Origin of the sequence: Maritimibacter fusiformis (assembly GCF_008086115.1) — a bacterium.
Lineage (GTDB): Bacteria > Pseudomonadota > Alphaproteobacteria > Rhodobacterales > Rhodobacteraceae > Muriiphilus > Muriiphilus fusiformis.
This window is the reverse complement of record NZ_VSIY01000004.1, coordinates 695,783-713,950: the sequence shown is the minus strand read 5'-3', so window position 1 is coordinate 713,950 and position 18,168 is coordinate 695,783. Positions and strand designations below refer to the sequence as shown.

21 protein-coding genes and 1 tRNA gene are annotated in these 18,168 nt (G+C 66.2%); 6 read left to right on the top strand and 16 right to left on the bottom strand.

All coding sequences use genetic code 11. The features are described 5' to 3' along the window. Positions 1 to 145: 145 nt before the first annotated feature. From FVF75_RS07580 to FVF75_RS07565, 4 genes are all read right to left on the bottom strand, one after another. The gene (locus FVF75_RS07580; RefSeq protein ID WP_148377328.1) at positions 146 to 439 is read right to left on the bottom strand and encodes an HD domain-containing protein; all 294 of its coding nucleotides are present in this window, start codon (positions 437 to 439) and stop codon (positions 146 to 148) included. After that, positions 436 to 2,127 carry an SIR2 family protein gene (locus tag FVF75_RS17710; protein WP_148377327.1) on the bottom strand — a complete coding sequence of 564 codons (1,692 nt, stop codon included), beginning with the start codon at positions 2,125 to 2,127 and terminating at the stop codon, positions 436 to 438. Before FVF75_RS17710 ends, FVF75_RS07580 begins: the two co-directional genes overlap by 4 nt. Positions 2,128 to 2,691: 564 nt before the next feature. Then, positions 2,692 to 2,766 (bottom strand) — tRNA-Phe (locus FVF75_RS07570). A 276-nt stretch (positions 2,767 to 3,042) separates the two neighbouring features. Beyond that, the gene (locus FVF75_RS07565; protein WP_148377326.1) at positions 3,043 to 4,272 is read right to left on the bottom strand and encodes a urate hydroxylase PuuD; all 1,230 of its coding nucleotides are present in this window, start codon (positions 4,270 to 4,272) and stop codon (positions 3,043 to 3,045) included. A 103-nt stretch (positions 4,273 to 4,375) separates the two neighbouring features. Between FVF75_RS07565 and FVF75_RS07560 the strand changes: the two genes are divergently transcribed. Next, entirely contained in the window at positions 4,376 to 5,293 is a 918-nt protein-coding gene (locus tag FVF75_RS07560) for a LysR family transcriptional regulator (RefSeq protein ID WP_148377325.1), read from the top strand. Here the strand turns inward: FVF75_RS07560 and uraH are convergent. Next, on the bottom strand, positions 5,278 to 5,631 hold the full coding sequence (uraH, locus tag FVF75_RS07555; protein ID WP_148377324.1) for a hydroxyisourate hydrolase: 354 nt from the start codon (positions 5,629 to 5,631) through the stop codon (positions 5,278 to 5,280). The two genes, FVF75_RS07560 and uraH, sit on opposite strands and share 16 nt — an antisense overlap. Before the next feature lie 157 nt (positions 5,632 to 5,788). Here uraH and puuE point away from each other — a divergent pair, with 157 nt between their 5' ends. From puuE to FVF75_RS07535, 4 genes are all read left to right on the top strand, one after another. Continuing rightward, positions 5,789 to 7,204, top strand: a complete 1,416-nt coding sequence (gene puuE, locus FVF75_RS07550) for an allantoinase PuuE (RefSeq protein WP_148377323.1) — start codon at positions 5,789 to 5,791, stop codon at positions 7,202 to 7,204. Continuing rightward, positions 7,201 to 7,689 carry an ureidoglycolate lyase gene (locus FVF75_RS07545; RefSeq protein WP_148377322.1) on the top strand — a complete coding sequence of 163 codons (489 nt, stop codon included), beginning with the start codon at positions 7,201 to 7,203 and terminating at the stop codon, positions 7,687 to 7,689. Before puuE ends, FVF75_RS07545 begins: the two co-directional genes overlap by 4 nt. A 54-nt stretch (positions 7,690 to 7,743) precedes the next feature. After that, positions 7,744 to 9,180: a uracil-xanthine permease family protein gene (locus FVF75_RS07540; protein WP_148377321.1), complete on the top strand. Its 1,437-nt coding sequence runs from the start codon at positions 7,744 to 7,746 to the stop codon at positions 9,178 to 9,180. Positions 9,181 to 9,347: 167 nt separating this feature from the next. After that, entirely contained in the window at positions 9,348 to 9,587 is a 240-nt protein-coding gene (locus FVF75_RS07535; protein ID WP_148377320.1) for a hypothetical protein, read from the top strand. 20 nt (positions 9,588 to 9,607) lie between these two features. Here the strand turns inward: FVF75_RS07535 and FVF75_RS07530 are convergent, their stop codons facing one another. Next, positions 9,608 to 10,021 carry a DUF1801 domain-containing protein gene (locus FVF75_RS07530; RefSeq protein ID WP_148377319.1) on the bottom strand — a complete coding sequence of 138 codons (414 nt, stop codon included), beginning with the start codon at positions 10,019 to 10,021 and terminating at the stop codon, positions 9,608 to 9,610. Positions 10,022 to 10,024: 3 nt separating this feature from the next. Between FVF75_RS07530 and FVF75_RS17925 the strand changes: the two genes are divergently transcribed. Next, a complete protein-coding gene (locus tag FVF75_RS17925) occupies positions 10,025 to 10,420 on the top strand; it encodes a hypothetical protein (protein WP_425463222.1) in 396 nt (131 codons plus the stop codon). On the opposite strand, the gene FVF75_RS07520 is transcribed toward FVF75_RS17925, so the two are convergent. From FVF75_RS07520 to FVF75_RS07475, 10 genes are all read right to left on the bottom strand, one after another. Then, positions 10,421 to 11,296 (bottom strand): bifunctional allantoicase/(S)-ureidoglycine aminohydrolase, encoded by an 876-nt coding sequence (locus FVF75_RS07520; RefSeq protein WP_148377317.1) that lies wholly within the window; start codon positions 11,294 to 11,296, stop codon positions 10,421 to 10,423. A 127-nt stretch (positions 11,297 to 11,423) separates the two neighbouring features. Then, positions 11,424 to 11,600, bottom strand: coding sequence for a DNA gyrase inhibitor YacG (locus FVF75_RS07515; RefSeq protein WP_148377316.1), 177 nt, complete (start codon positions 11,598 to 11,600; stop codon positions 11,424 to 11,426). Beyond that, positions 11,600 to 12,628 carry a ribonuclease E/G gene (locus FVF75_RS07510; protein WP_148377315.1) on the bottom strand — a complete coding sequence of 343 codons (1,029 nt, stop codon included), beginning with the start codon at positions 12,626 to 12,628 and terminating at the stop codon, positions 11,600 to 11,602. The genes FVF75_RS07515 and FVF75_RS07510 overlap by 1 nt, the downstream gene beginning before the upstream one ends. Further along, on the bottom strand, positions 12,625 to 13,221 hold the full coding sequence (locus FVF75_RS07505; protein WP_148377314.1) for a Maf family protein: 597 nt from the start codon (positions 13,219 to 13,221) through the stop codon (positions 12,625 to 12,627). The genes FVF75_RS07510 and FVF75_RS07505 overlap by 4 nt, the downstream gene beginning before the upstream one ends. Then, complete coding sequence (gene infA / locus FVF75_RS07500; RefSeq protein ID WP_148377313.1) at positions 13,205 to 13,423, bottom strand: translation initiation factor IF-1; 219 nt, start codon at positions 13,421 to 13,423, stop codon at positions 13,205 to 13,207. Before infA ends, FVF75_RS07505 begins: the two co-directional genes overlap by 17 nt. A 79-nt stretch (positions 13,424 to 13,502) precedes the next feature. Continuing rightward, positions 13,503 to 14,384, bottom strand: a complete 882-nt coding sequence (locus FVF75_RS07495) for a carbon-nitrogen hydrolase family protein (RefSeq protein ID WP_148377312.1) — start codon at positions 14,382 to 14,384, stop codon at positions 13,503 to 13,505. Between the two features lie 79 nt (positions 14,385 to 14,463). After that, a complete protein-coding gene (locus FVF75_RS07490) occupies positions 14,464 to 14,931 on the bottom strand; it encodes an arsenate-mycothiol transferase ArsC (RefSeq protein WP_148377311.1) in 468 nt (155 codons plus the stop codon). Positions 14,932 to 14,961: 30 nt separating this feature from the next. Beyond that, positions 14,962 to 15,438, bottom strand: a complete 477-nt coding sequence (locus FVF75_RS07485; RefSeq protein WP_148377310.1) for a UPF0262 family protein — start codon at positions 15,436 to 15,438, stop codon at positions 14,962 to 14,964. 67 nt (positions 15,439 to 15,505) lie between these two features. Continuing rightward, positions 15,506 to 16,693, bottom strand: a complete 1,188-nt coding sequence (locus FVF75_RS07480; protein WP_148377309.1) for a CapA family protein — start codon at positions 16,691 to 16,693, stop codon at positions 15,506 to 15,508. A gap of 77 nt (positions 16,694 to 16,770) precedes the next feature. Continuing rightward, the gene (locus FVF75_RS07475) at positions 16,771 to 18,144 is read right to left on the bottom strand and encodes an MATE family efflux transporter (protein ID WP_148377308.1); all 1,374 of its coding nucleotides are present in this window, start codon (positions 18,142 to 18,144) and stop codon (positions 16,771 to 16,773) included. Positions 18,145 to 18,168 lie beyond the last annotated feature (24 nt).

The following is an 18,168-nucleotide window of genomic DNA, read 5'->3' as shown; positions in this document are numbered from 1 at the left end:
AGTCGCCTCGCCGGTGGCGACGATGATGGCCGCACTCTGCATGGCGCTCCGCGCCCGCAACTGGCGTGGTTTTGCGCCGCCACGTGGTCGGTTTTTACGCCGCCGTTTACACTCCCGGCCCCGCCCAACCGGGCGTAGCCGCATCTCACGCCGAATCCACTCCGGCCACCGTGTTCGACCCGATCCAATCCACCACCGTGCGCACGCCCGCTAGCCACCAGCTCAATTTGTTTGCCTCTTGAAGCGAAATGTCCTGAAGCGAAGCCTCCGGCCAAAGGTCACAGAAGGCTGCGATGTGACCGCGCGCCGCGTCCGCTTGGTTGCCGACAAGGCCGATGGCGCGATGCAAATCCCGTGGCCTGTCGAGCGCGAGATCGGACGGCTGGCCGGTTTCGAGTTTCGACAAGGTGGGTTTTTGGGTTGTGGTTGTCGTCGTCAAAACCCCCTCCCCAAGCTCCCTATCCTCCCCAGGTGCCGAAAGTTGCCCGGCGGGCCTTGCGGTTTCCGGCCTGGGGTTTCGATCCTGGCGCGCGGGTGGCGGGGAGGTTCGGCCTGGCCCGATCCGGCGGGGTCCGGGGGATAGCGGGCTACCTGGCGCTTTGCATGGCCGCCTGCCTGCCGCAGGACATCATCGAAAGCATCGTCAGACAGGCTGTCGTCTCCCCGCAACCATGCAAACAGGAGCTGCGCCGCGACCCAATCCACCAACGACCGCCGCCGATCGTTACCTTCAACAGCAGCGGCGATCAGCGATGGGCGAACATATGCGAAGAAGTCTATTGGCAGTGCTCTGTGCCAACGACTGAGCCCCGCGAGCAAAACAGCGCGGCGTGGGCCCTCAAGATGTGGGAAGAGATGAGTTTCGACCCAGTTCGAGTCGTGGGCGTGCAGATATGGCGCTTGGCCAGAGAATATTGTTAAAGCGTGGTCGCCGTGGGGCGGAGGCAGATTGACTAAGGCCTCCGCCCGCGCCCTCCATGTGTCGGGGAGGCCGGTGCGCTGATCGGCATCGGGCAGGCGTGGGTCTGCCATCATAGTCTCGGCGACGTGCCCTGCGGGCGCGTTGATCGCGCGGAAGACGTAATCTGGGTCCTCCTCCACGTCTGTGGCATCTGACCTTTCCATCATCGGGAGGATTTCGACGAGCCGGTCGAGCAAGGCATCGAGGGCGGGAACGACGTCGCGGTCCCCGGAACTCCTCTCGATCCAATGGCCGATGGCCCACCCTGCTTCCACCAAGACGCCGTCGGAACAGTCCTCCAGGAGTGCCAACAGCTCCGCCATCGGGTGTCGATCCGCCGTGTCTGCAGCATCGGTTATGGCCGTCACACCCCGGGCAGCCCAGCGGCGTGCGGCGTCCACTCCGGGCTGAAAAGCGTAGGCTCGCGCGGTCGGCGCGCCGATCCGCTTCAGTCCTTCGAGGAGATACTGCATTGGCGGGTCGTCCGCCGCGTAGCCCAAGAACACGACGGTATGGCGTTCGAGCAACGCGCGCATTGTCCGTGCAGCCCAGCCGTCCGCCACGTAAGCTCCGCCGAACGCGGCACCAGACAGCACGAAGCCGTCGCCGTCCGGACCTTCGCTCATTGCATCAACCGAGCCATGCAACTTGATAATTCCGCGAGTCTCTGGGTCGAGCTTGGGCGGGAGATGGACAGGAAGGTTCGGGTCGGTCACCTCAAAAAGCCGGTCAAAATTGGTCGTCACCAGTCGGGGCAACTTATATGACCCGCAAGCAAGGCGTAAAACTGTCCGGTGAGCCGAGAGATCTGAGTGTTCCTTGGATTTCAAAATGTTGGCGACCGTCCGCTCAACGGCCTCTCTACCGAACTCCTGTTCCAGTAATCCGAAGACCCTGTCGGGCGTGGCGATGCCGGAAAAGCCCGGCGGCAGTTCAATCGGCGGGTCCGCCGAGCGTAGCTGCGCCTCCGTGGCCAGTGCATGTGCTGCGAGGCCGTCGGGGGCCGGCCGGAGATGTCTCACCACGTCGTCGAGCAGGCCCTGGAATGTCGGCAGCCCCGCACGAGCAAGCGATACGCCCGCACCGCAGACGAAAACGACATCGCCCGCATCCGCGGCGGCGAGGAGGGGGCCGGGTATTGCGGGACCATTAGAAATGAAGCGCATCGCTGCTACATACCACCGGGCCGCCCAGATGTCAGGTCATAGGGTTCTAACGGGCATAGAAAAGCCGTGGCACAAGCCCGGTTCGGCCCGTATTTCCGACCGGCAAGGCCGCGTCCATGCTGCAAGCTGGGAGGACCCTCCACTTTGGAGATGCTTCGCCTCAATGGTCTGCCGCGAGTCAGATGTCGGCTGGGGACACAGCGCTGTTCTCAAGCGCAAACGGCCGCTCTGGGGAAGCGCCACTGCGGCGCGAGACGCCTCGACGCACGACAGGAGAGGGCCGTCTTTGAAAGGCGTCCGTTGCTGCACTTGCGAACGACAGCTCTGGCGCGGCGGTCAGTAAGGGCTCGAAGCGGACATTGCGTTCCGAGCCCTTGGCGCTCACGCGCACCACGAAATGCAAAGGGCTGGGCCAAGTGAGCGCCATTCTCTTTGCCGAGGAAAGCTCGTTCGCCGTAGCGTTTCCTGTAGCAAATTCTGTAGCAATTCCGATCGGTGGGAGGTCGGTGACTTGCGGTCAGCCCTTGTTTTATTGGGCTTATCTTGAGTCTTGAAGGAGTATGATGGTGCCCGGGGGCGGAATCGAACCACCGACACGAGGATTTTCAATCCACTGCTCTACCCCTGAGCTACCCGGGCACGGGTGAACGGGCGGGCCGTTCGGGTCGCGGCTTTCTAGTCGTGGCGGGCGGTGGTGTCCAGAGGGAAAATCGGGGAAATCGGGAGGGGGTCTGGGTCGGTTCGGCGCGGTGGGCCGGGGGGTGAAAACCCTCTGGTCGCGGGCGGTTTCGGGGGTGGTGCCGGCCCGAGGATGCCCGTCCGGCGGCCTCGCCTGCCTCACCCCGATCACGAAACGAAAAACGCGCGCGGGAATGATTTCAGCGCGTTGTTCTCGGCAATGGCCCGGCCCCTGCCCTATGACGCCTCGCGATACCAGGCGGCGATCAGGCGGCGCTCTTCGGGCTCCATGAAGGTCACGTTGGCCGGTGGCATCGCGTCGGATACGCCCGCATGCAGGTAGATCAGCTGGGCGGCGCGGGCGACGTCGGCTTCGGTTTCCAGCAGGATGCCCTTGGGCGCACGGTGGATGCCGTCATAGTAAGGCTCGCGCGCATGGCACATGGAACAACGCCCCGGCACCACGCTCATCACGTCCTCGAAGCTTTCGGCGCTGGCGAAGCGCTGTTCCTTCGCGGTCAGTTCGCGGACCTCGGAGTCCTCGTAGCTGTCCTGCATCAGGGGCGCGGTCGACAGCCACATCACGCCGAGAAACAGGATCGCGGTCGCCGCCCAGGTCCACCATTTCATGCCGCCGCCGGCGTGCATGGTGTTGAAGAAATGCCGGATGGTCACGCCCATCAGGAACACCAGCGCCGCGATCAGCCAGTTGTATTCAGTGGCGAACGCCAGCGGATAGTGGTTGGACAGCATCAGGAACACCACCGGCAGCGTCAGGTAGTTGTTGTGGGTCGAGCGCAGCTTGGCGATCTTGCCGTATTTGGCGTCCGGCGTGCGACCCTCCTGCAGGTCCTTCACAACGATGCGCTGGTTGGGCATGATGATGAAAAAGACGTTGGCGGTCATGATCGTGGCGGTGAAGGCGCCGAGATGCAAAAGCGTGGCGCGGCCGGTGAAGACCTCGTTGTAGCCCCAGCCCATCGCCACCAGCAGGATGAACAAGAGCAGCATCAGCACGGTCGGCTTTTCGCCCAGCCCCGATTTGCACAGCCGGTCGTAGACCAGCCAGCCGATGGTGAGCGACAGGGCCGAAATCACGATCCCCAGCCACAGCGGGATGTCGGCCTTGTTCGCGTCGATCAGGTAAAGCTCGCCACCCATCCAGTAGACCAGGATCAGAAGCGCCGCGCCCGACAGCCAGGTCGTGTAGCTCTCCCATTTGAACCAGATCAGGTGGTCGGGCATGTTGTCGGGGGCCACCAGGTATTTTTGGATGTGGTAGAACCCGCCGCCGTGAACCTGCCATTCCTCGCCATGCGCGCCGGCCGGAAGGTGCGGCACCTTGCGCAGACCCAGGTCCAGCGCGATGAAATAGAACGACGACCCGATCCAGGCCATGGCGGTGATGACGTGCAACCAGCGGGTGGCGAAGGCCACCCAGTCCCACATGAGGGCAACGTCGAACATCTGTCTCTCCCTATTCGTCCTTGGCGGCAGGCTATTACAGGCCGATAATCCGGTGTATGGAGAAAAAGACCTAGCTGCTTCAAAAAAAGCGGAAGAATGCGCGATGGCCTATCTCGACAATATCCTGACCTTCGTGCGGGTGTATGAGCTTGGCAACATGTCCGCCGCGGCGCGCGATCTGCGGATCTCGGCGGCGGTGGCCTCGTCGCGGATCTCGCAGCTGGAGGAACACCTGAACGCGCGGCTGTTCCAGCGCACCACCCGGCAACTCAACCCGACCGAGCAGGGCAACCTGTTCTATCGCGGCGCGGTCACGATCCTCGAGGCGATCACCGAGGCCGAGGCCGAGGTCAGCAGCGTCACCCAGTCGCCGCGCGGCACGCTCTACGTGGCCGCACCGCTCGGGCTGGGCCAGCGCATCATCGCCCCGGCGGTGCCGGAGTTTTGCGATGCCTATCCCTTGATCAACGTCCGGGTGCGGCTGTCGGATCGCAAGCTGGACCTGGCCGCCGAAGGGCTGGATGCGGGGTTTTTCCTGGGCGTGCCCGAGGATTCCAACCTCAAGATCCGCAAGATCACCGATTGCCCCCGGGTGCTCTGCGCCTCGCCCGACTACATCGCGCGGCGCGGCCTGCCTGCCGGTTCGGACGAGTTGCGCACCGACAAGCACGACTGCCTGAACCTGCGCTATCCTGGCGCGCCCGAGTTCCAGTGGCCGCTGCAATCGGGCGGCACCACCAAGCGGGTGACGGTCAGCGGCCCGTTCGAATGCGACCATGGCGAGGTTCTGACCGCCTGGGCGCTCGAGGGGCGTGGCATCGTGCTGAAACCGGTGTTCGAGATTTCCGAGCATCTTGCATCCGGGCGGCTGGTGCCGGTGCTCGAGGACGAACCGCCGGTGCCGATCCAGTTGGCCTGCCTTTACGTCCACCGCCGCCGCCAGGACCCCAAGGCGCGTCTGTTCATCGATTTCATGATCGACGTGATCAAGCGCGAGATGCCCGATCAGCTGCCGCGATAGGTGGAATAGCCGAACGGCGACAACAAGAGCGGCACATGGTAATGCGCCTCTTCCGACATGCCGAAACGCAGCGGCACGATGTCGAGAAAACGCGGGCTTTCCGGCGCGACCCCCGAGGCAGTCAGGTAGTCGCCGGCGTGAAACACCAGCTCATAGGTGCCCGTGGCGAACTTGGACGCGGGCAGGATCTGCTCATCGGTGCGCCCGTCATCATTGGTGACCAGGCGGCGCAGCAGGGTGCGGGTGTCGCCCTCGATCCGGTAAAGCTCGATCGCCAGCCCCTCGGCGGGGCAGCCCCGGGCGGTGTCCAGAACATGGGTGGTCAGGTATCCGGTCATGCGGCTGTCTCCCTCGCGGCGCTGTGCGGTGATGGCAGGATACTGCGAAACCGGCCCGGGAAAGTAGAGGGGGAACGGCCAAACAAATCCTTTAGGGAAAAACTGAAAGTGCCGGTAATTTTATTGCGATACAACCACCCAAAGCAGGAGATCAGTTTTGACACGCTATCCTCGCGACATGCGCGGTTACGGAGAGACGCCGCCCAACCCCCGCTGGCCCAACGACGCCAAGGTCGCGGTTCAGTTCGTGCTGAATTACGAGGAGGGCGGCGAGAACTGCGTGTTGCATGGCGACGCGGCGTCCGAGGCCTTTCTGTCCGACATTCCGGGGGCCGCGCAATGGCCGGGCCAGCGTCACTGGAACATGGAATCGATCTATGAATACGGCGCGCGCGCCGGGTTCTGGCGGCTGCACCGGCTGTTCACCGGGGCCGGTATCCCTGTCACCGTCTACGGCGTCGCCACCGCGCTGGCACGCTCGCCCGAGCAGGTGCGCGCGATGAAGGCGGCCGGTTGGGAGATCGCCAGCCACGGCCTCAAGTGGGTCGAGCACAAGGACATGCCCGAGGCCGAGGAGCGCGCCGCCATCGCCGAGGCGATCCGGCTGCACACCGAGGTTGTCGGCGCGCCGCCGCGCGGCTGGTATACCGGGCGGTGCAGCGACAACACCGCGCGCCTGGCCGCCGAAACCGGCCAGTTCGACTATGTGTCGGATGTCTACGACGACGACCTGCCGCACTGGGTCGAGTTCGGCGAACGCGACCAGTTGGTCATCCCCTATACGCTGGAATCCAACGACATGCGCTTTGCCACCTCGCCCGGCTGGATCACCGGCGAGCATTTCTTCCAGTATCTCAAGGACGCCTTCGACGTGCTCTATTCCGAGGGCGAGGCGGGCGCGCCCAAGATGATGTCGGTCGGGCTGCATTGCCGCCTGGTCGGGCGTCCGGGCAAGATCGCCGGGCTCATGCGGTTCATCGACCATATCCGGGGCTTCGACGGGGTCTGGACGCCGCGCCGCATCGAGATCGCCGAGCATTGGGCCAAACACCACCCGCACCGGCGCATCGAGCGGCCCAGCCAGATGGACAAGGCCCGTTTCGTCACGCTCTACGGCGGCATCTTCGAGCATTCGCCCTGGATCGCGGAACGTGCGCACGGGCTGGAGCTTGGCCCGGCCCACGATTGCGCCGCCGGGGTTCACAACGCGCTCTGCCGGGTGTTCCGCACCGCCTCCGAGGCCGAGCGTCTGGGCGTGCTGACCGCCCACCCCGATCTGGCCGGGAAACTGGCCCAGGCCGGACAACTGACCGCCGAAAGCATGTCGGAACAGGCCGCCGCCGGGCTGGACTACCTGACCGACGCGGAACGCGAAACCTTCACCGCGCTCAATGACGCCTATGTCGCCAAGCACGGTTTTCCCTTCATCATCGCGGTGCGCGACCACGACAAGGCCTCGATCATGGCCGCCTTCAAGCGCCGCATCGACAATTCCCGCGACACCGAGTTTGCCGAGGCCTGCCGCCAGGTCGAACGCATCGCCGAGTTTCGCCTGATGGACTTGTTGCCGTGAGCCGCACGCTCACCGCCGCGCCGCTGACCGCCGCGGCCTTCGCGCCCTACGGCGAGGTGATCGAACTGTCGGGCGCGCCCGACAAGATGATCAACCAGGGGCTTTGCGGGCGTCACCACGACCTTGCCCGCCTCGACTTCGCCGATGGCCGCGCCGGGATCAGCCTGTTCGACGCCAAGGCGCGTCACTTCCCCTGCCCCGTCGAGATGGTCGAGCGTCACCCCGAGGGCAGCCAGGCCTTCATCCCGGTCAACAACGTGCCGATGCTGGTGGTGGTGGCCGAGGACGCCAACGGCACGCCGGTCAACCTGCGCGCCTTTCTCAGTGCGCCGGGGCAGTCGATCAACCTGCATCGCAACACCTGGCACGGGGTGCTGACGCCGATCGGCGCGCCCGGGCTTTACGCCGTCGTCGACCGCATCGGGGACGGCGCAAATCTGGAGGAATTCTGGTTCGACGAACCCTTCGTCGTGACGGAACCCTAGGCAACCCGCCGCAAGAAGCGGGCTGGAAACAACAGTCAATCAGGGAGAAACACGATGGCTGATCACTCACTCGGAACGCCGGAACAACTGCGCGATCCGGACTTTACACCGCCCCTCTGGAAGGCGGTTCCGCTGGGCATCCAGCACGTATTGGCCATGTTCGTGTCGAACGTGACCCCGGCGATCATCGTCGCGGGGGCCGCGGGCTTCGGCTTCGGGTCCAATTCCCCCGACTTCCCCGAGCTTCTTTATCTGATCCAGATGTCGATGCTGTTCGCGGGTGTCGCGACGCTGCTTCAGACCATCACCATCGGCCCGATCGGGGCGCGGCTGCCGATCGTGCAGGGCACGTCTTTCGCGTTCCTGCCTATCATGATCCCGCTGGTCGCGGGCAAAGGCGTCGACGCACTCGCCGCGCTTTTTGGCGGCGTCATCATCGGCGGGATTTTCCACGCCCTTCTCGGCACCTTCATCGGCAAGATCCGCTTTGCCCTGCCGCCGCTGGTCACCGGCCTCGTGGTCACGATGATCGGGCTGGCGCTGGTCAAGACCGGCATCCAGTATGCCGCCGGCGGCGTTCCGGCCATCGGCACGCCGGAATACGGCTCGCTGCTGAACTGGTCGGCCGCGGCGCTGGTGGTGATCGTCACCCTCGGGCTCAAGTTCTTCGCCCGCGGCATGTTGTCGGTCTCGGCGGTGCTGATCGGGCTGGTGGTCGGCTATGTCTATTCGATCATGATCGGCATGCTGTCGGTCGAGCAGATCGCCGGGTCGTGGTCCAACGCCGCCACCTTCGCGTTGCCGCAGCCGTTTAAGTATGGCTTCGAGTTCTCGGCCGCCGCGATCATCGGCTTCTGCCTCATGGCCTTTGTCTCGGCGGTGGAAACCGTGGGCGACGTGTCGGGCATCACCAAGGGCGGTGCGGACCGCGAAGCGACCGACAAGGAAATCCAGGGCGCGACCTATGCCGACGGTCTGGGCACCGCGATTGCCGGGTTCTTCGGCGGTTTCCCCAATACCTCGTTCTCGCAGAACGTGGGCCTCATCGCCATGACCGGCGTGATGAGCCGCCATGTCGTGACCATCGGCGCGATCTTCCTGATCATCTGCGGGTTCATCCCCAAGGTCGGTGGCGTCATCCGCACCGTGCCCATCGAAGTGCTGGGCGGCGGCGTGATCGTGATGTTCGGCATGGTCGTCGCTTCGGGCATCTCGATGCTGTCGGACGTGGCCTGGAACCGCCGCAACATGGTGATCTTCGCCATCTCGCTGTCGATCGGCCTCGGCCTGCAACTGGAGCCGGGCGCGCTGCAATACCTCTCGGACACACCGCGCATCCTGATGACCTCGGGGCTTCTGCCGGCGGCGTTCATCGCCATCGTCCTGAACCTGATCCTGCCCGAGGAACTGGCGGATGAGGCGACGGACGAGGTCTCGGGCGGTCTGGCCGGGCAAGGCAAGGGCTCGCTGCCCCGAAGCGACCGCGTCTGAGCAATCCCGACCCCGGCGCGCGTTGCCGGGTCGGGCCCCGCGCACCCCAGAACGCCGCGTCCCTCGACGCGGCGTTCCTTCTGGCACGTTCCGCCGAGGCGGCAAGGTGATCCGGCGGCTGAAAGATGCTATCAGCGCCGCACAACCACGTCGGATTCGCAACCGCCATGGCCGAGGCCAACACGATCCTCCGCTCCATCAACCTCGATGGCGAGACCGTTTGCGTCGACATCTTCGCGCGCCCGGACGGAAGCTTCGGGTTCGACGAATACCGGCGCGATCCCGAGGACGGGCGCGGCTGGTTCAGCATCGGCCATCATGGCACACAGGCGTTCGACAGCGCCGACGCCGCCCTGCGCGCGGCCCGTCAGGCCGTTGCCTGGCTCGACGATGCCTTGCCCGACTGAGACACGCGCAGGCCGCGTGCCTAGAAGCTGACCCCCGGCAGCGCGCTGGCCTGCCTGATCCAACCCGCGATCAGCGCCTCGTCCAGCCCGTCGCCCTCGCGGATCTCGAAATAGCGCGTTCCCTCGACCTTCGAGGCTTTCGGCGGCATCGGCGTCAGCGCGGTGCCGCGCATGAAGGTGAGTTGGATGTGGTCCCTGAAGCAATACATCGCAAAGAACCAGCCATCGTCCTTGCCATACAGCGGCGTGTTCCATTTGACGGCCTTGCGAACTTCGGGACACACCTCGACGACAATCGCATCCAGCCGCCGCCCGACGTCGCTTTTCCACCCGGGCATGGCGCTGATGTAGGCCTGAACCGGGCCATCCCCCTTGCCCTTGGGGATCTGCGGGTTTCCGCTGGACAACAGCCTGGGAGTGTCCGGTGGCGCCATGGGATGACCCTAGCCGCTACACCGGCACGGGCAAAGCAGAACCCGGCCACGAAGGACCGGGCTGATCACCGGCTCGACAGCGCACGCCACCACGGCATCGGCCACCGCCAGATCCTGCAAGCCGACGCAGGTGCCGTCGAACAGCGTGACCTCATCCGCCGAAGTGCGGCCCGGATGAGCGCCGTTGGTGACCGAACCCACCTCGGCGATATCGGCCTCGGCCAGCGTGGCCTCGGCTATCGCGTGCCGGGCTTCGCCCACGGCGAGGCGGTGGCGGGCATCTCGGTGTCCGGGCCGACCGGCCGGATGCCCGACGACCGTATCGAGGCGATCGCGGGTCTTGTCGTGGACGCCGCCGCCACCGTGTCACGCGGCCTTGGCGCGAGGTTGCGGTCGTGACTATTCCGCCGCAGATTTCAGCCCGGCATGTGCCCGGCCCGCCAGCGCACCGGCCCGGCCCATCGGCATGTGCCGGTTGACATCCTTGTAGAGCAGGTAGCGGAACTTGCCCGGCCCGCCGGCATAGCAGGCCTGCGGGCAGAAGGCGCGCAGCCACATGTAGTCGCCGGCCTCGACCTCGACCCAATCCTGGTTCAGCCGATACACCGCCTTGCCCTCGAGCACGTAAAGCCCGTGTTCCATCACATGCGTCTCGGCGAACGGGATCACCCCGCCCGGCTCGAAGGTGACGATGGTGACGTGCATGTCGTGGCGCAGATCGGCGGGGTCGACAAACCGCGTCGTCGCCCATGCGCCGTTCGTGTCGGGCATCGGCGTGGGGGCAACGTCATGGTCGCTGCTGATCAGCACCTCCGGCTCGTCCAACCCTTCAACATACTGATAGGCCTTGCGAATCCAGTGAAACCGCACCGGCGCGCCGGAATTGTTGCGCAGGGACCACTCCGCGCTGGGCGGCAGATAGGCAAAGCCGCCCGCCGCCATCTCGTGCACCGCGCCGTCGACCGTCAGGCTCATCGTGCCTTCGACCACGAACAGCACCGCCTCGACACCGGCTTCGGTCTCGGGCCGGTCGCTGCCGCCGCCGGGCTGCACCTCGGCGATATATTGCGAAAAGGTCTCGGCAAAGCCCGACAAGGGCCGCGCCAGAATCCAGAAGCGGGCGTCGTCCCAGAACGGCAGCAGGCTGGTCACGATGTCGCTGAACGTGCCCTTGGGAATGACCGCATAGGCCTCGGTGAACATCGCCCGGTCGGTCAGAAGCTGGGTCTGGGGCGCAAGCCCGCCCTTGGGCGCGTAATAGGTCCTGTCGGTCATGCGGCAATCCTTCGATCCGGGGTCGGGTCCATTCAATCCCCAGACGGGCCGCATTCCAACTTGTTTCCCTGCCTGAATAGATTGAAGGATTATCCCGGAAATCCTGATAATCCCGCCGGATCGCGCCTCAATGCAGCGCGCGCGGCGTGTCGTCGGGGTCGTCCTCGGTATCGTCCGCCACCGGCTCCGCCGGCACCCGGTAGCGTTCGTCCAGCCAGCGCCCGAGGTCCACGTTGGCACAGCGGCGCGAACAGAACGGGCGATAGTCGGGGTGGCTCGGTTTGGCGCAGATCGGGCAGGTCATCACAGCTCCAGCGGCAGGCGTTCGCGTTTGCGTTGCAGCTCAAAATGCCCAAGCGGCGTCCAGCCGGCAAGCACGGTGTCCACCGGGTCGGCGCGGAACGCGGCGCGCAGGCTCTGCTCGAAGGTGCGGCGGTCCTTCTTGGGCATCGGTGCCAGGTCGAGCGTGACTTGCCCGCCCAGCCCCCGGCACCGCAACTGGCGCGGCAGAACCCGGGCCAGCGCCAGGTTGGCCTTCAGCCCGGCCGCCGGCGACGTGTCCGCGCCGGTGTTCACGTCCACCGCCACCAGTGCCCGCGTAGGTTCGATAAAGGCAAATGAACCGCCTGAAAGCGGCAGTTCAGCCCGCTGCAATGTTGTAATCATCTCATCCACGCCATGCGCCGCGAAACTCCCCGGCGCCTCGGCCAGCGCCTCGGGCGTGTCCCAGTCGCGCCAGGCCAGTTCGTGCGGGTCCGGCCCCTCGACCATCAGTTCCGGCTCGCCCGCGGCATCGGCCAGCACCGCCGTGGCAAGGTCGCGCATCGCCGCGATGTCGTCGGCAACCGCGTAGTCATCGGCCCCGGCGGCGACCGAGCGCAGGATCAGCCCGGCGCCCTCGACCCCCGCCATCGCCTCATGCGCGATTTCCATCAGGCCGACGCGGACCTCCTCGTCGCGGATCTTGCGCGAGATGTTGATCCCCGGCGCACCCGGCGTGACGATGGCATAGCGGCTCTTGAACAGCACCCGGTCGGTCACCGGCGTGGCCTTGCCGTCCTCGGCCCAGCCCGTCACCTGCACCAGCATCGCCTGCCCCGGTCTCAGCCCCCTGGCCCCGCGCAGGAACCCGCTGCCGCCTCCGGGCAGCTTGACGAACATGCCGCCCTGCCCCTTGACGAGCCGGTCGCAGACCGCGCGGCAGATCGCGCCCGGCACCATCCGATCCGCATCCTTGGGCGCGATCAGCAGATCGTCCAACTGGCCATCGACGATGCGTGCCGCGGCCTTGCGCCCGGCAATCTCGTCCAGCACGATCACCGTGCCCTTCATGCCCAACCCTCGAACACCGGATAGCCCGCCGCAGCCAACAGCGCGGCGGCCTCCGCCACCGGCAGGCCCATCACCGCCGAATGGCTGCCCTGTATCCACGGGATGAACGCGCCTGCCGGCCCCTGGATGGCATAGCCGCCGGCCTTGCCCTGCCAGTCGCCGCTGGCGAGATAGGCGTTCACTTCCTGATCCGACAGCCGTTTCATCTTCACATCCGTCACCACGTCGCGCTGCCAGGTCCGGGCATGGTTGCGCACCACCACCGAGGTGATGACCTTGTGCCGCCGGCCCGAGAGCTTGTAAAGGAACGCCGCCGCCTCGCCGGCATCGGCGGGCTTGCCCAGGATGCGCCGGCCCAGCGCCACCGTGGTATCGGCACACAGCACCACCTCATCCGCCGCCACCTGCATCGCGGCGGCCTTGGCGGCGGCGATGCGGCGGCAGTAGGCCAGCGGAAGCTCGCCCGGGATAGGGGTTTCGTCGATATCGGGCGGGCGCACCGCGTCGGCGGTGATCCCGAGGCTCGCCAGCAGTTCGGCCCGGCGTGGAGACCCCGAGCCCAGTATCAGCCGGGGCCTAGCGGAAGCGGTAATTGATCCTGCCCTTGGTCAGATCATAGGGGGTCATTTCCACCTGCACCCGGTCTCCCGCGAGCACGCGGATGCGGTTCTTGCGAAGTTTTCCCGCCGTATGTGCGATGATCTCATGGCCGTTTTCCAGCTCGACCCGAAATGTCGCGTTAGGCAGGAGCTCCTTCACGACACCGGGAAATTCGAGCATTTCTTCCTTGGCCATGGTCACTCCGTAACTTATCACCCGCCAACCTGCGGGCGCCTCCTAAATGGTCCGAAACCCCGGGGTTTTCAAGCTGAATTCAGCGCATTTGCACGCATCTGGCCGATTTCGGGCGCGCGGGCTGTTCCGTCCAATGGGTCATCGTCAGCACGTTGCCGTTGCGCCGGACCCGGGCGATGGCATCCAGCGAGACTTCGGCATAGGTCCAGCCGGGGGCGTTCATCGCGCCCTGGGCCAGGATGCCCGAGGGTGGAAAGCCCCGGTCGGGCGGGCCATAGATGCCCGCGGCGCCGCTGTTCTCGTCGACCAGCGGCGACCACGGCGCGGCCCCCTGGGTGGGGGCGTGGACGGTGACGCATTGCCCTTCCAGCGCGCGCGCCATCGCGCCGATCCTGACCCGGTGGAAGCCCTCTTCGGCCTCGGTCGCGGAGGGCACCAGCAGGATCTCGGCCCCCGCCTCGACCAGGGAGCGGGCCAGCAGGGGAAACTCCGCGTCATAGCAGATCAGAACCCCGATGCGGCCCAGCGCGGTCTCAATCACCACCGGGGCCGCACCGGGCACCGCGTTCATCGGATCGCGTTCCCACCGCGTCATGATCTGCTTGTCATGGGCCTGCCGGTCGCCGCCCGGGGCCAGGAACATGGCGCGGTTGACCGGACGGTCGCCCTCGAACACCGGCCCCGAGGCGGCGAGGATGTGGACCCCGTGACGCGCCGCAAGCTCGGCATGCAAGTCCCAGGCCCGGGGCAGCAGATCACTGACGACGTGCAGCGAGGCCTCGAGATCGCCCGCCATCTCGCGCCCGGCCGTCGCGGCCAGTTCCATCGCGCCATATTCGGGAAACACCAGCAGGTCGGCCCCCGCGCCCGCCGCCTCGGCCACCCAGCGCGACAGCTTGTCGGCGTAGCACTCGAAGCCCTCGATCCAGTCGATCGGGTAACAGGCGGCGGCGATCTTCATCTTGCGATACCTCGTCTGAATCGAACAATGTGTGACCTAAAACCGGCGTGCCGGGCTATTTTCTTGCAATTATCCGACATCACGTCACCGGGTCCGGCAACGGCTCGCCGAACCGCGCGATCATCCGGTCGCGGATCATGTTGCGGGCCTGGCGGTAGGCGACCAGCTTTTCCTCGCGCTTGGTGCCCAGCCCGGTCGGGTCCAGCACCGGCCAGTATTCGACATCGAGATGATGAAACCGGGTCAGTTCCAGCACCCGGCGCTGGCTGGCCGGGCTCAGCGCGATAACCAGGTCATAGGACGAGATATCGTCGCCCCATTCCTCCATGTCGTCGAACGACCGCGCCTTGTGGCGCGACAGTTCGACCCCGATCTCGTGACAGGCGGCAACGGCAAAGCCATCCACCTCCTGTTCGCTCTTGACCCCGGCGGATTGCACATAGACGCGGTCGCCGTAGAACTTCTTCATCATGCCCTCGGCCATCGGCGAGCGCACCGCGTTGTGATCGCAGCAGAACAGCACCGATTGCGGCAGCGTCGCGGGCATCAGTCCCGGTTCCTCCCCAAGCCCATCGCGCTAGCCCCAGTGCAGCACGCAGATCAGCGTGAACAGCCGCCGAGCGGTGTCGATATCGACCTCTGCCTTGCCTTCAAGGCGTTCCTGCAAGACCCGAGCGCCCTCGTTGTGGATGCCGCGCCTGGCCATGTCGATGGTCTCGATCTGGCTGGGCGGCAGGGTTTTCACGGCGTCGAAATAGCTCTCGCAGATCTGGAAGTAGTCCTTCACCACCTGCCGGAACGGCCCGAGGCTGAGGTGAAAGGCGCCGGCGGCCTCGCCGGACTCGGTGGAGAGATCGAACACCAGCCGCTTGTCGCGGATCGACAGGGCCAGGTGATAGGGGCCGTCGGGCGGCACCGCTTCGCCGCGCGCGACCGGCGCAAAGCTGTTGTCCTCAAGCAGGTCGAACACCGCGACCCTGCGCTCCTGCTCGATCGCGGGGGTGGGCGCGGCAAGTCCGGCGTCGTCTATCTCGATCTGGCTGATGCGATTCATGTCGGGCCCGGAAATTGTGTCGGCAAAGACCTAGCCGATGCGCGGGCCCGGCACAATCGCACCTCGGTCAGCGCGCGCAGGCGGCGGGCTGGGCGGCATATCCCGGCGCCACCTCGCGCAGGAAGGCTTCTGCCGACCCGGCCTCGCCGCTGGCCCCGCGCGGCGCGATATCGACCCAGTAGCCGCGCGTCGTCAGCCGCATCTTCATCGCGATCCAGCCCGCCCGGTGCACCACCAACCCGGCGCCGCCGTCGCAGACATCGACCAGCGCCATCGCTTCGTAGGCCGAGGGCGCATAGCGCGGGGTCGAGATGAAATTGCCGGTGGAATAGACCACCAGCGCCTGCCCGCCCTCCGCGCGCGGCAGGGCGGCGAAGGGCTGCACGACGTGCGGGTGCGTGCCGATCACCGCCAGCGCACCGGCGTCAACCAGCGCCCGCGCCAGGTCTTCCTGCCCGGAATTCTGCCGGGTGACATACTGCATGCCCCAATGCGGCAGCACGATCACGCCGGCAACGCTCGGGTCCGCCGCCTCGCGCCGCACCAGGGACAGCAGGCGGTCGGTTTCGGAGAAGCACTGAAGCACCTGGTCGTCGCCGTCGCGGATGCTGTTGGTGCCGTAGGTGCAGGCGATGAACGAGATCGTGCCCAGCGCGGTCTGGCGCCGGTGGACGAAATCTCGCGGCCCTTGACGCGGCAGCGATCCCACGGCGGGCAGACCGGCGCGGGCCAGTTCCGCCAGCGTCATCTCGGCCCCCTCGCGGCCCCGGTCGAGGACGTGATTGTTGGCGGTGGTCACAAGGTCGACACCGGCAGCCACCAGATCGCGCAGCACCAACGGGTGATAGTTGAACAGCGGAAAGCCCGTATAGACGAGGTTGTCCATCACCGGGCCGGGATCCGCCACCTTTTCGCGCGCCTCGGTCATGCCGGGCGCCACCGGGCCTTCGAGGTTGGCCACCGCCAGATCGGCCCCGCGCAGGTATTGCGCCGGCTGCGACCAGACCGCGTCAAAGCCGTATTTGTAGCCGAAATCCTGAAGCTGCTCGTGGATCAGCACATCGCCCACGAAGGCCAGCCGCAATGTCTTGCCGCCAGCGCAGGCATTCATCGGCGGGGCTTCGAATACCGGCTCGGCGGTGCAGATCGCATCGGCCGGGCCAAGCACCGTGCCCGCGGTCGCGGCGGGCTGTTCCTCGGGCAAGCAGGCGGCAAGCGTGACAAGGGCAAGGCAGAGGGTGAAAAAAAGGCGCATGTGTCTTCCTGTCGGGTCGCGCCCACGTTAACCGCCCCGGCGCGCGGATCAACCACCCGTTTCGCGAAGGCGCCTGCTCAGTCCGCCGTCACCAGCGCCGCGTTGCGCCGGAACCGGATCACCAGGAACACCGCCGCCGTGCCCAGCCCGGCCACCAGCCCCAGCCAGACCCCGACCGCGCCGACGCCCGCGACGATGCCGATCAGATAGCTCATGCTGGCCCCGACCAGCCAGTAGCTTGCCGCCGCGATCCACATCGGCACCCGCGTATCCTGCATCCCGCGCAACAGCGCCACCGCGATCACCTGGGTGGAATCCGCCAGTTGGAACAGCGCCGCCATCGCCAGCAGCAGCCGGCCCATCGCGAGGATCTCGTCGCGCAGCGGCTCGTCCGGGTCGATGAAGCCGCCGATCAGCAACTCCGGCAGCGTCAAAAACAGCACCATCGCAATCAGCGCCCAGCCCACCCCCATCAGAAAGGCCGCCTTGCCGCCCTGGCGCAGGCTTTCCCCGTCGCGCCGCCCGAAGGCCCGCCCGGCGCGCACCGTGGCCGCGTTCGACAGGCCCAGCGGCACCATGAATGTGAACGACGTGATCTGAAGCGCGATCCCGTGCGCCGCCAGCGGCACCGTGCCGAGCAGGCCGACCAGCAACGACGTGGCGGAAAACAGCCCCACCTCGGCCAGCGTGGTGACGCCGACATGCCAGCCCATCCGCGCGACCTCGCCGAAGGCCTCCCAGTCGGGCCGCCAGATCCGCACCCACAGGGTGTGTTCGGGGAAACTGCGCAGCGCATAGATCGCCAGCACCGTCACCGAGATCAGCTGAACCCCCAGCGAGGCGATCGCGGCACCCCGGATGCCCAGTTCCGGCAGGCCGAGATTGCCGAAGATCAGCGCGTAGTCGAAGCCGACATTGGCCAGCGCCGCGCCGACCGTCACGAACAGCTGCACCCGCGTGCGCTCCAGCGCCGAGAGATAGCTTTTCAGCACCATCACTGTCAGCGCCGGGATGATCGACCAGCCCTGGATGCGCAGGTAGGTCTGGGCATTGGCGGCCAGGTCGGGGTTCTGTCCGGCAGCCTCCAGCAACGGCCCCGAGAACCAGAAGATCGGCACCACCGCCAACGCGAAACCGGCCGAGATCCACAGCCCCATCCGGGTGACGCGGCGCACCCGCGTCTGATCATCGGCCTCGGCGGCGGCGGCCACCAGAGGCATCACCGCAAAGGCAAAGCCCGAACCGAACAGAAACAGCACGATGAACATCGAATTGGCCAGCACCAGCCCCGCCAGCGCCTCGACATCGTACCAGCCCAGCATCACCGTATCGGTCAGCCCGATCGCCATCTGCGCGACGTGGCTGCCGATCAGCGGCAGGCCCAGCACCAGGTGGGCGCGCACATGCGCGCCCAGCGTGGTCGGCTGGGTCGGGATCGCTGGCTGGTTCATGCCACCCCTTAAGCACGCGGGACA

Bases quoted from the DNA above. Each gene is read 5' to 3' on its own strand.
- FVF75_RS07565 (WP_148377326.1), bottom strand. From the start codon at position 4,272: ATGTTCGACGTTGCCCTCATGTGGGACTGGGTGGCCTTCGCCACCCGC.
- FVF75_RS07560 (WP_148377325.1), top strand. From the start codon at position 4,376: ATGGCCTATCTCGACAATATCCTGACCTTCGTGCGGGTGTATGAGCTT.
- FVF75_RS07515 (WP_148377316.1), bottom strand. From the start codon at position 11,600: ATGACCTGCCCGATCTGCGCCAAACCGAGCCACCCCGACTATCGCCCG.
- FVF75_RS07510 (WP_148377315.1), bottom strand. From the start codon at position 12,628: ATGAAGGGCACGGTGATCGTGCTGGACGAGATTGCCGGGCGCAAGGCC.
- FVF75_RS07535 (WP_148377320.1), top strand. From the start codon at position 9,348: ATGGCCGAGGCCAACACGATCCTCCGCTCCATCAACCTCGATGGCGAG.
- FVF75_RS07540 (WP_148377321.1), top strand. From the start codon at position 7,744: ATGGCTGATCACTCACTCGGAACGCCGGAACAACTGCGCGATCCGGAC.
- FVF75_RS07475 (WP_148377308.1), bottom strand. From the start codon at position 18,144: ATGAACCAGCCAGCGATCCCGACCCAGCCGACCACGCTGGGCGCGCAT.
- FVF75_RS07485 (WP_148377310.1), bottom strand. From the start codon at position 15,438: ATGAATCGCATCAGCCAGATCGAGATAGACGACGCCGGACTTGCCGCG.
- FVF75_RS07530 (WP_148377319.1), bottom strand. From the start codon at position 10,021: ATGGCGCCACCGGACACTCCCAGGCTGTTGTCCAGCGGAAACCCGCAG.
- uraH (WP_148377324.1), bottom strand. From the start codon at position 5,631: ATGACCGGATACCTGACCACCCATGTTCTGGACACCGCCCGGGGCTGC.
- infA (WP_148377313.1), bottom strand. From the start codon at position 13,423: ATGGCCAAGGAAGAAATGCTCGAATTTCCCGGTGTCGTGAAGGAGCTC.
- FVF75_RS17710 (WP_148377327.1), bottom strand. From the start codon at position 2,127: ATGCGCTTCATTTCTAATGGTCCCGCAATACCCGGCCCCCTCCTCGCC.
- FVF75_RS07495 (WP_148377312.1), bottom strand. From the start codon at position 14,384: ATGAAGATCGCCGCCGCCTGTTACCCGATCGACTGGATCGAGGGCTTC.
- FVF75_RS17925 (WP_425463222.1), top strand. From the start codon at position 10,025: ATGACCCTAGCCGCTACACCGGCACGGGCAAAGCAGAACCCGGCCACG.
- FVF75_RS07480 (WP_148377309.1), bottom strand. From the start codon at position 16,693: ATGCGCCTTTTTTTCACCCTCTGCCTTGCCCTTGTCACGCTTGCCGCC.
- FVF75_RS07520 (WP_148377317.1), bottom strand. From the start codon at position 11,296: ATGACCGACAGGACCTATTACGCGCCCAAGGGCGGGCTTGCGCCCCAG.
- FVF75_RS07490 (WP_148377311.1), bottom strand. From the start codon at position 14,931: ATGCCCGCGACGCTGCCGCAATCGGTGCTGTTCTGCTGCGATCACAAC.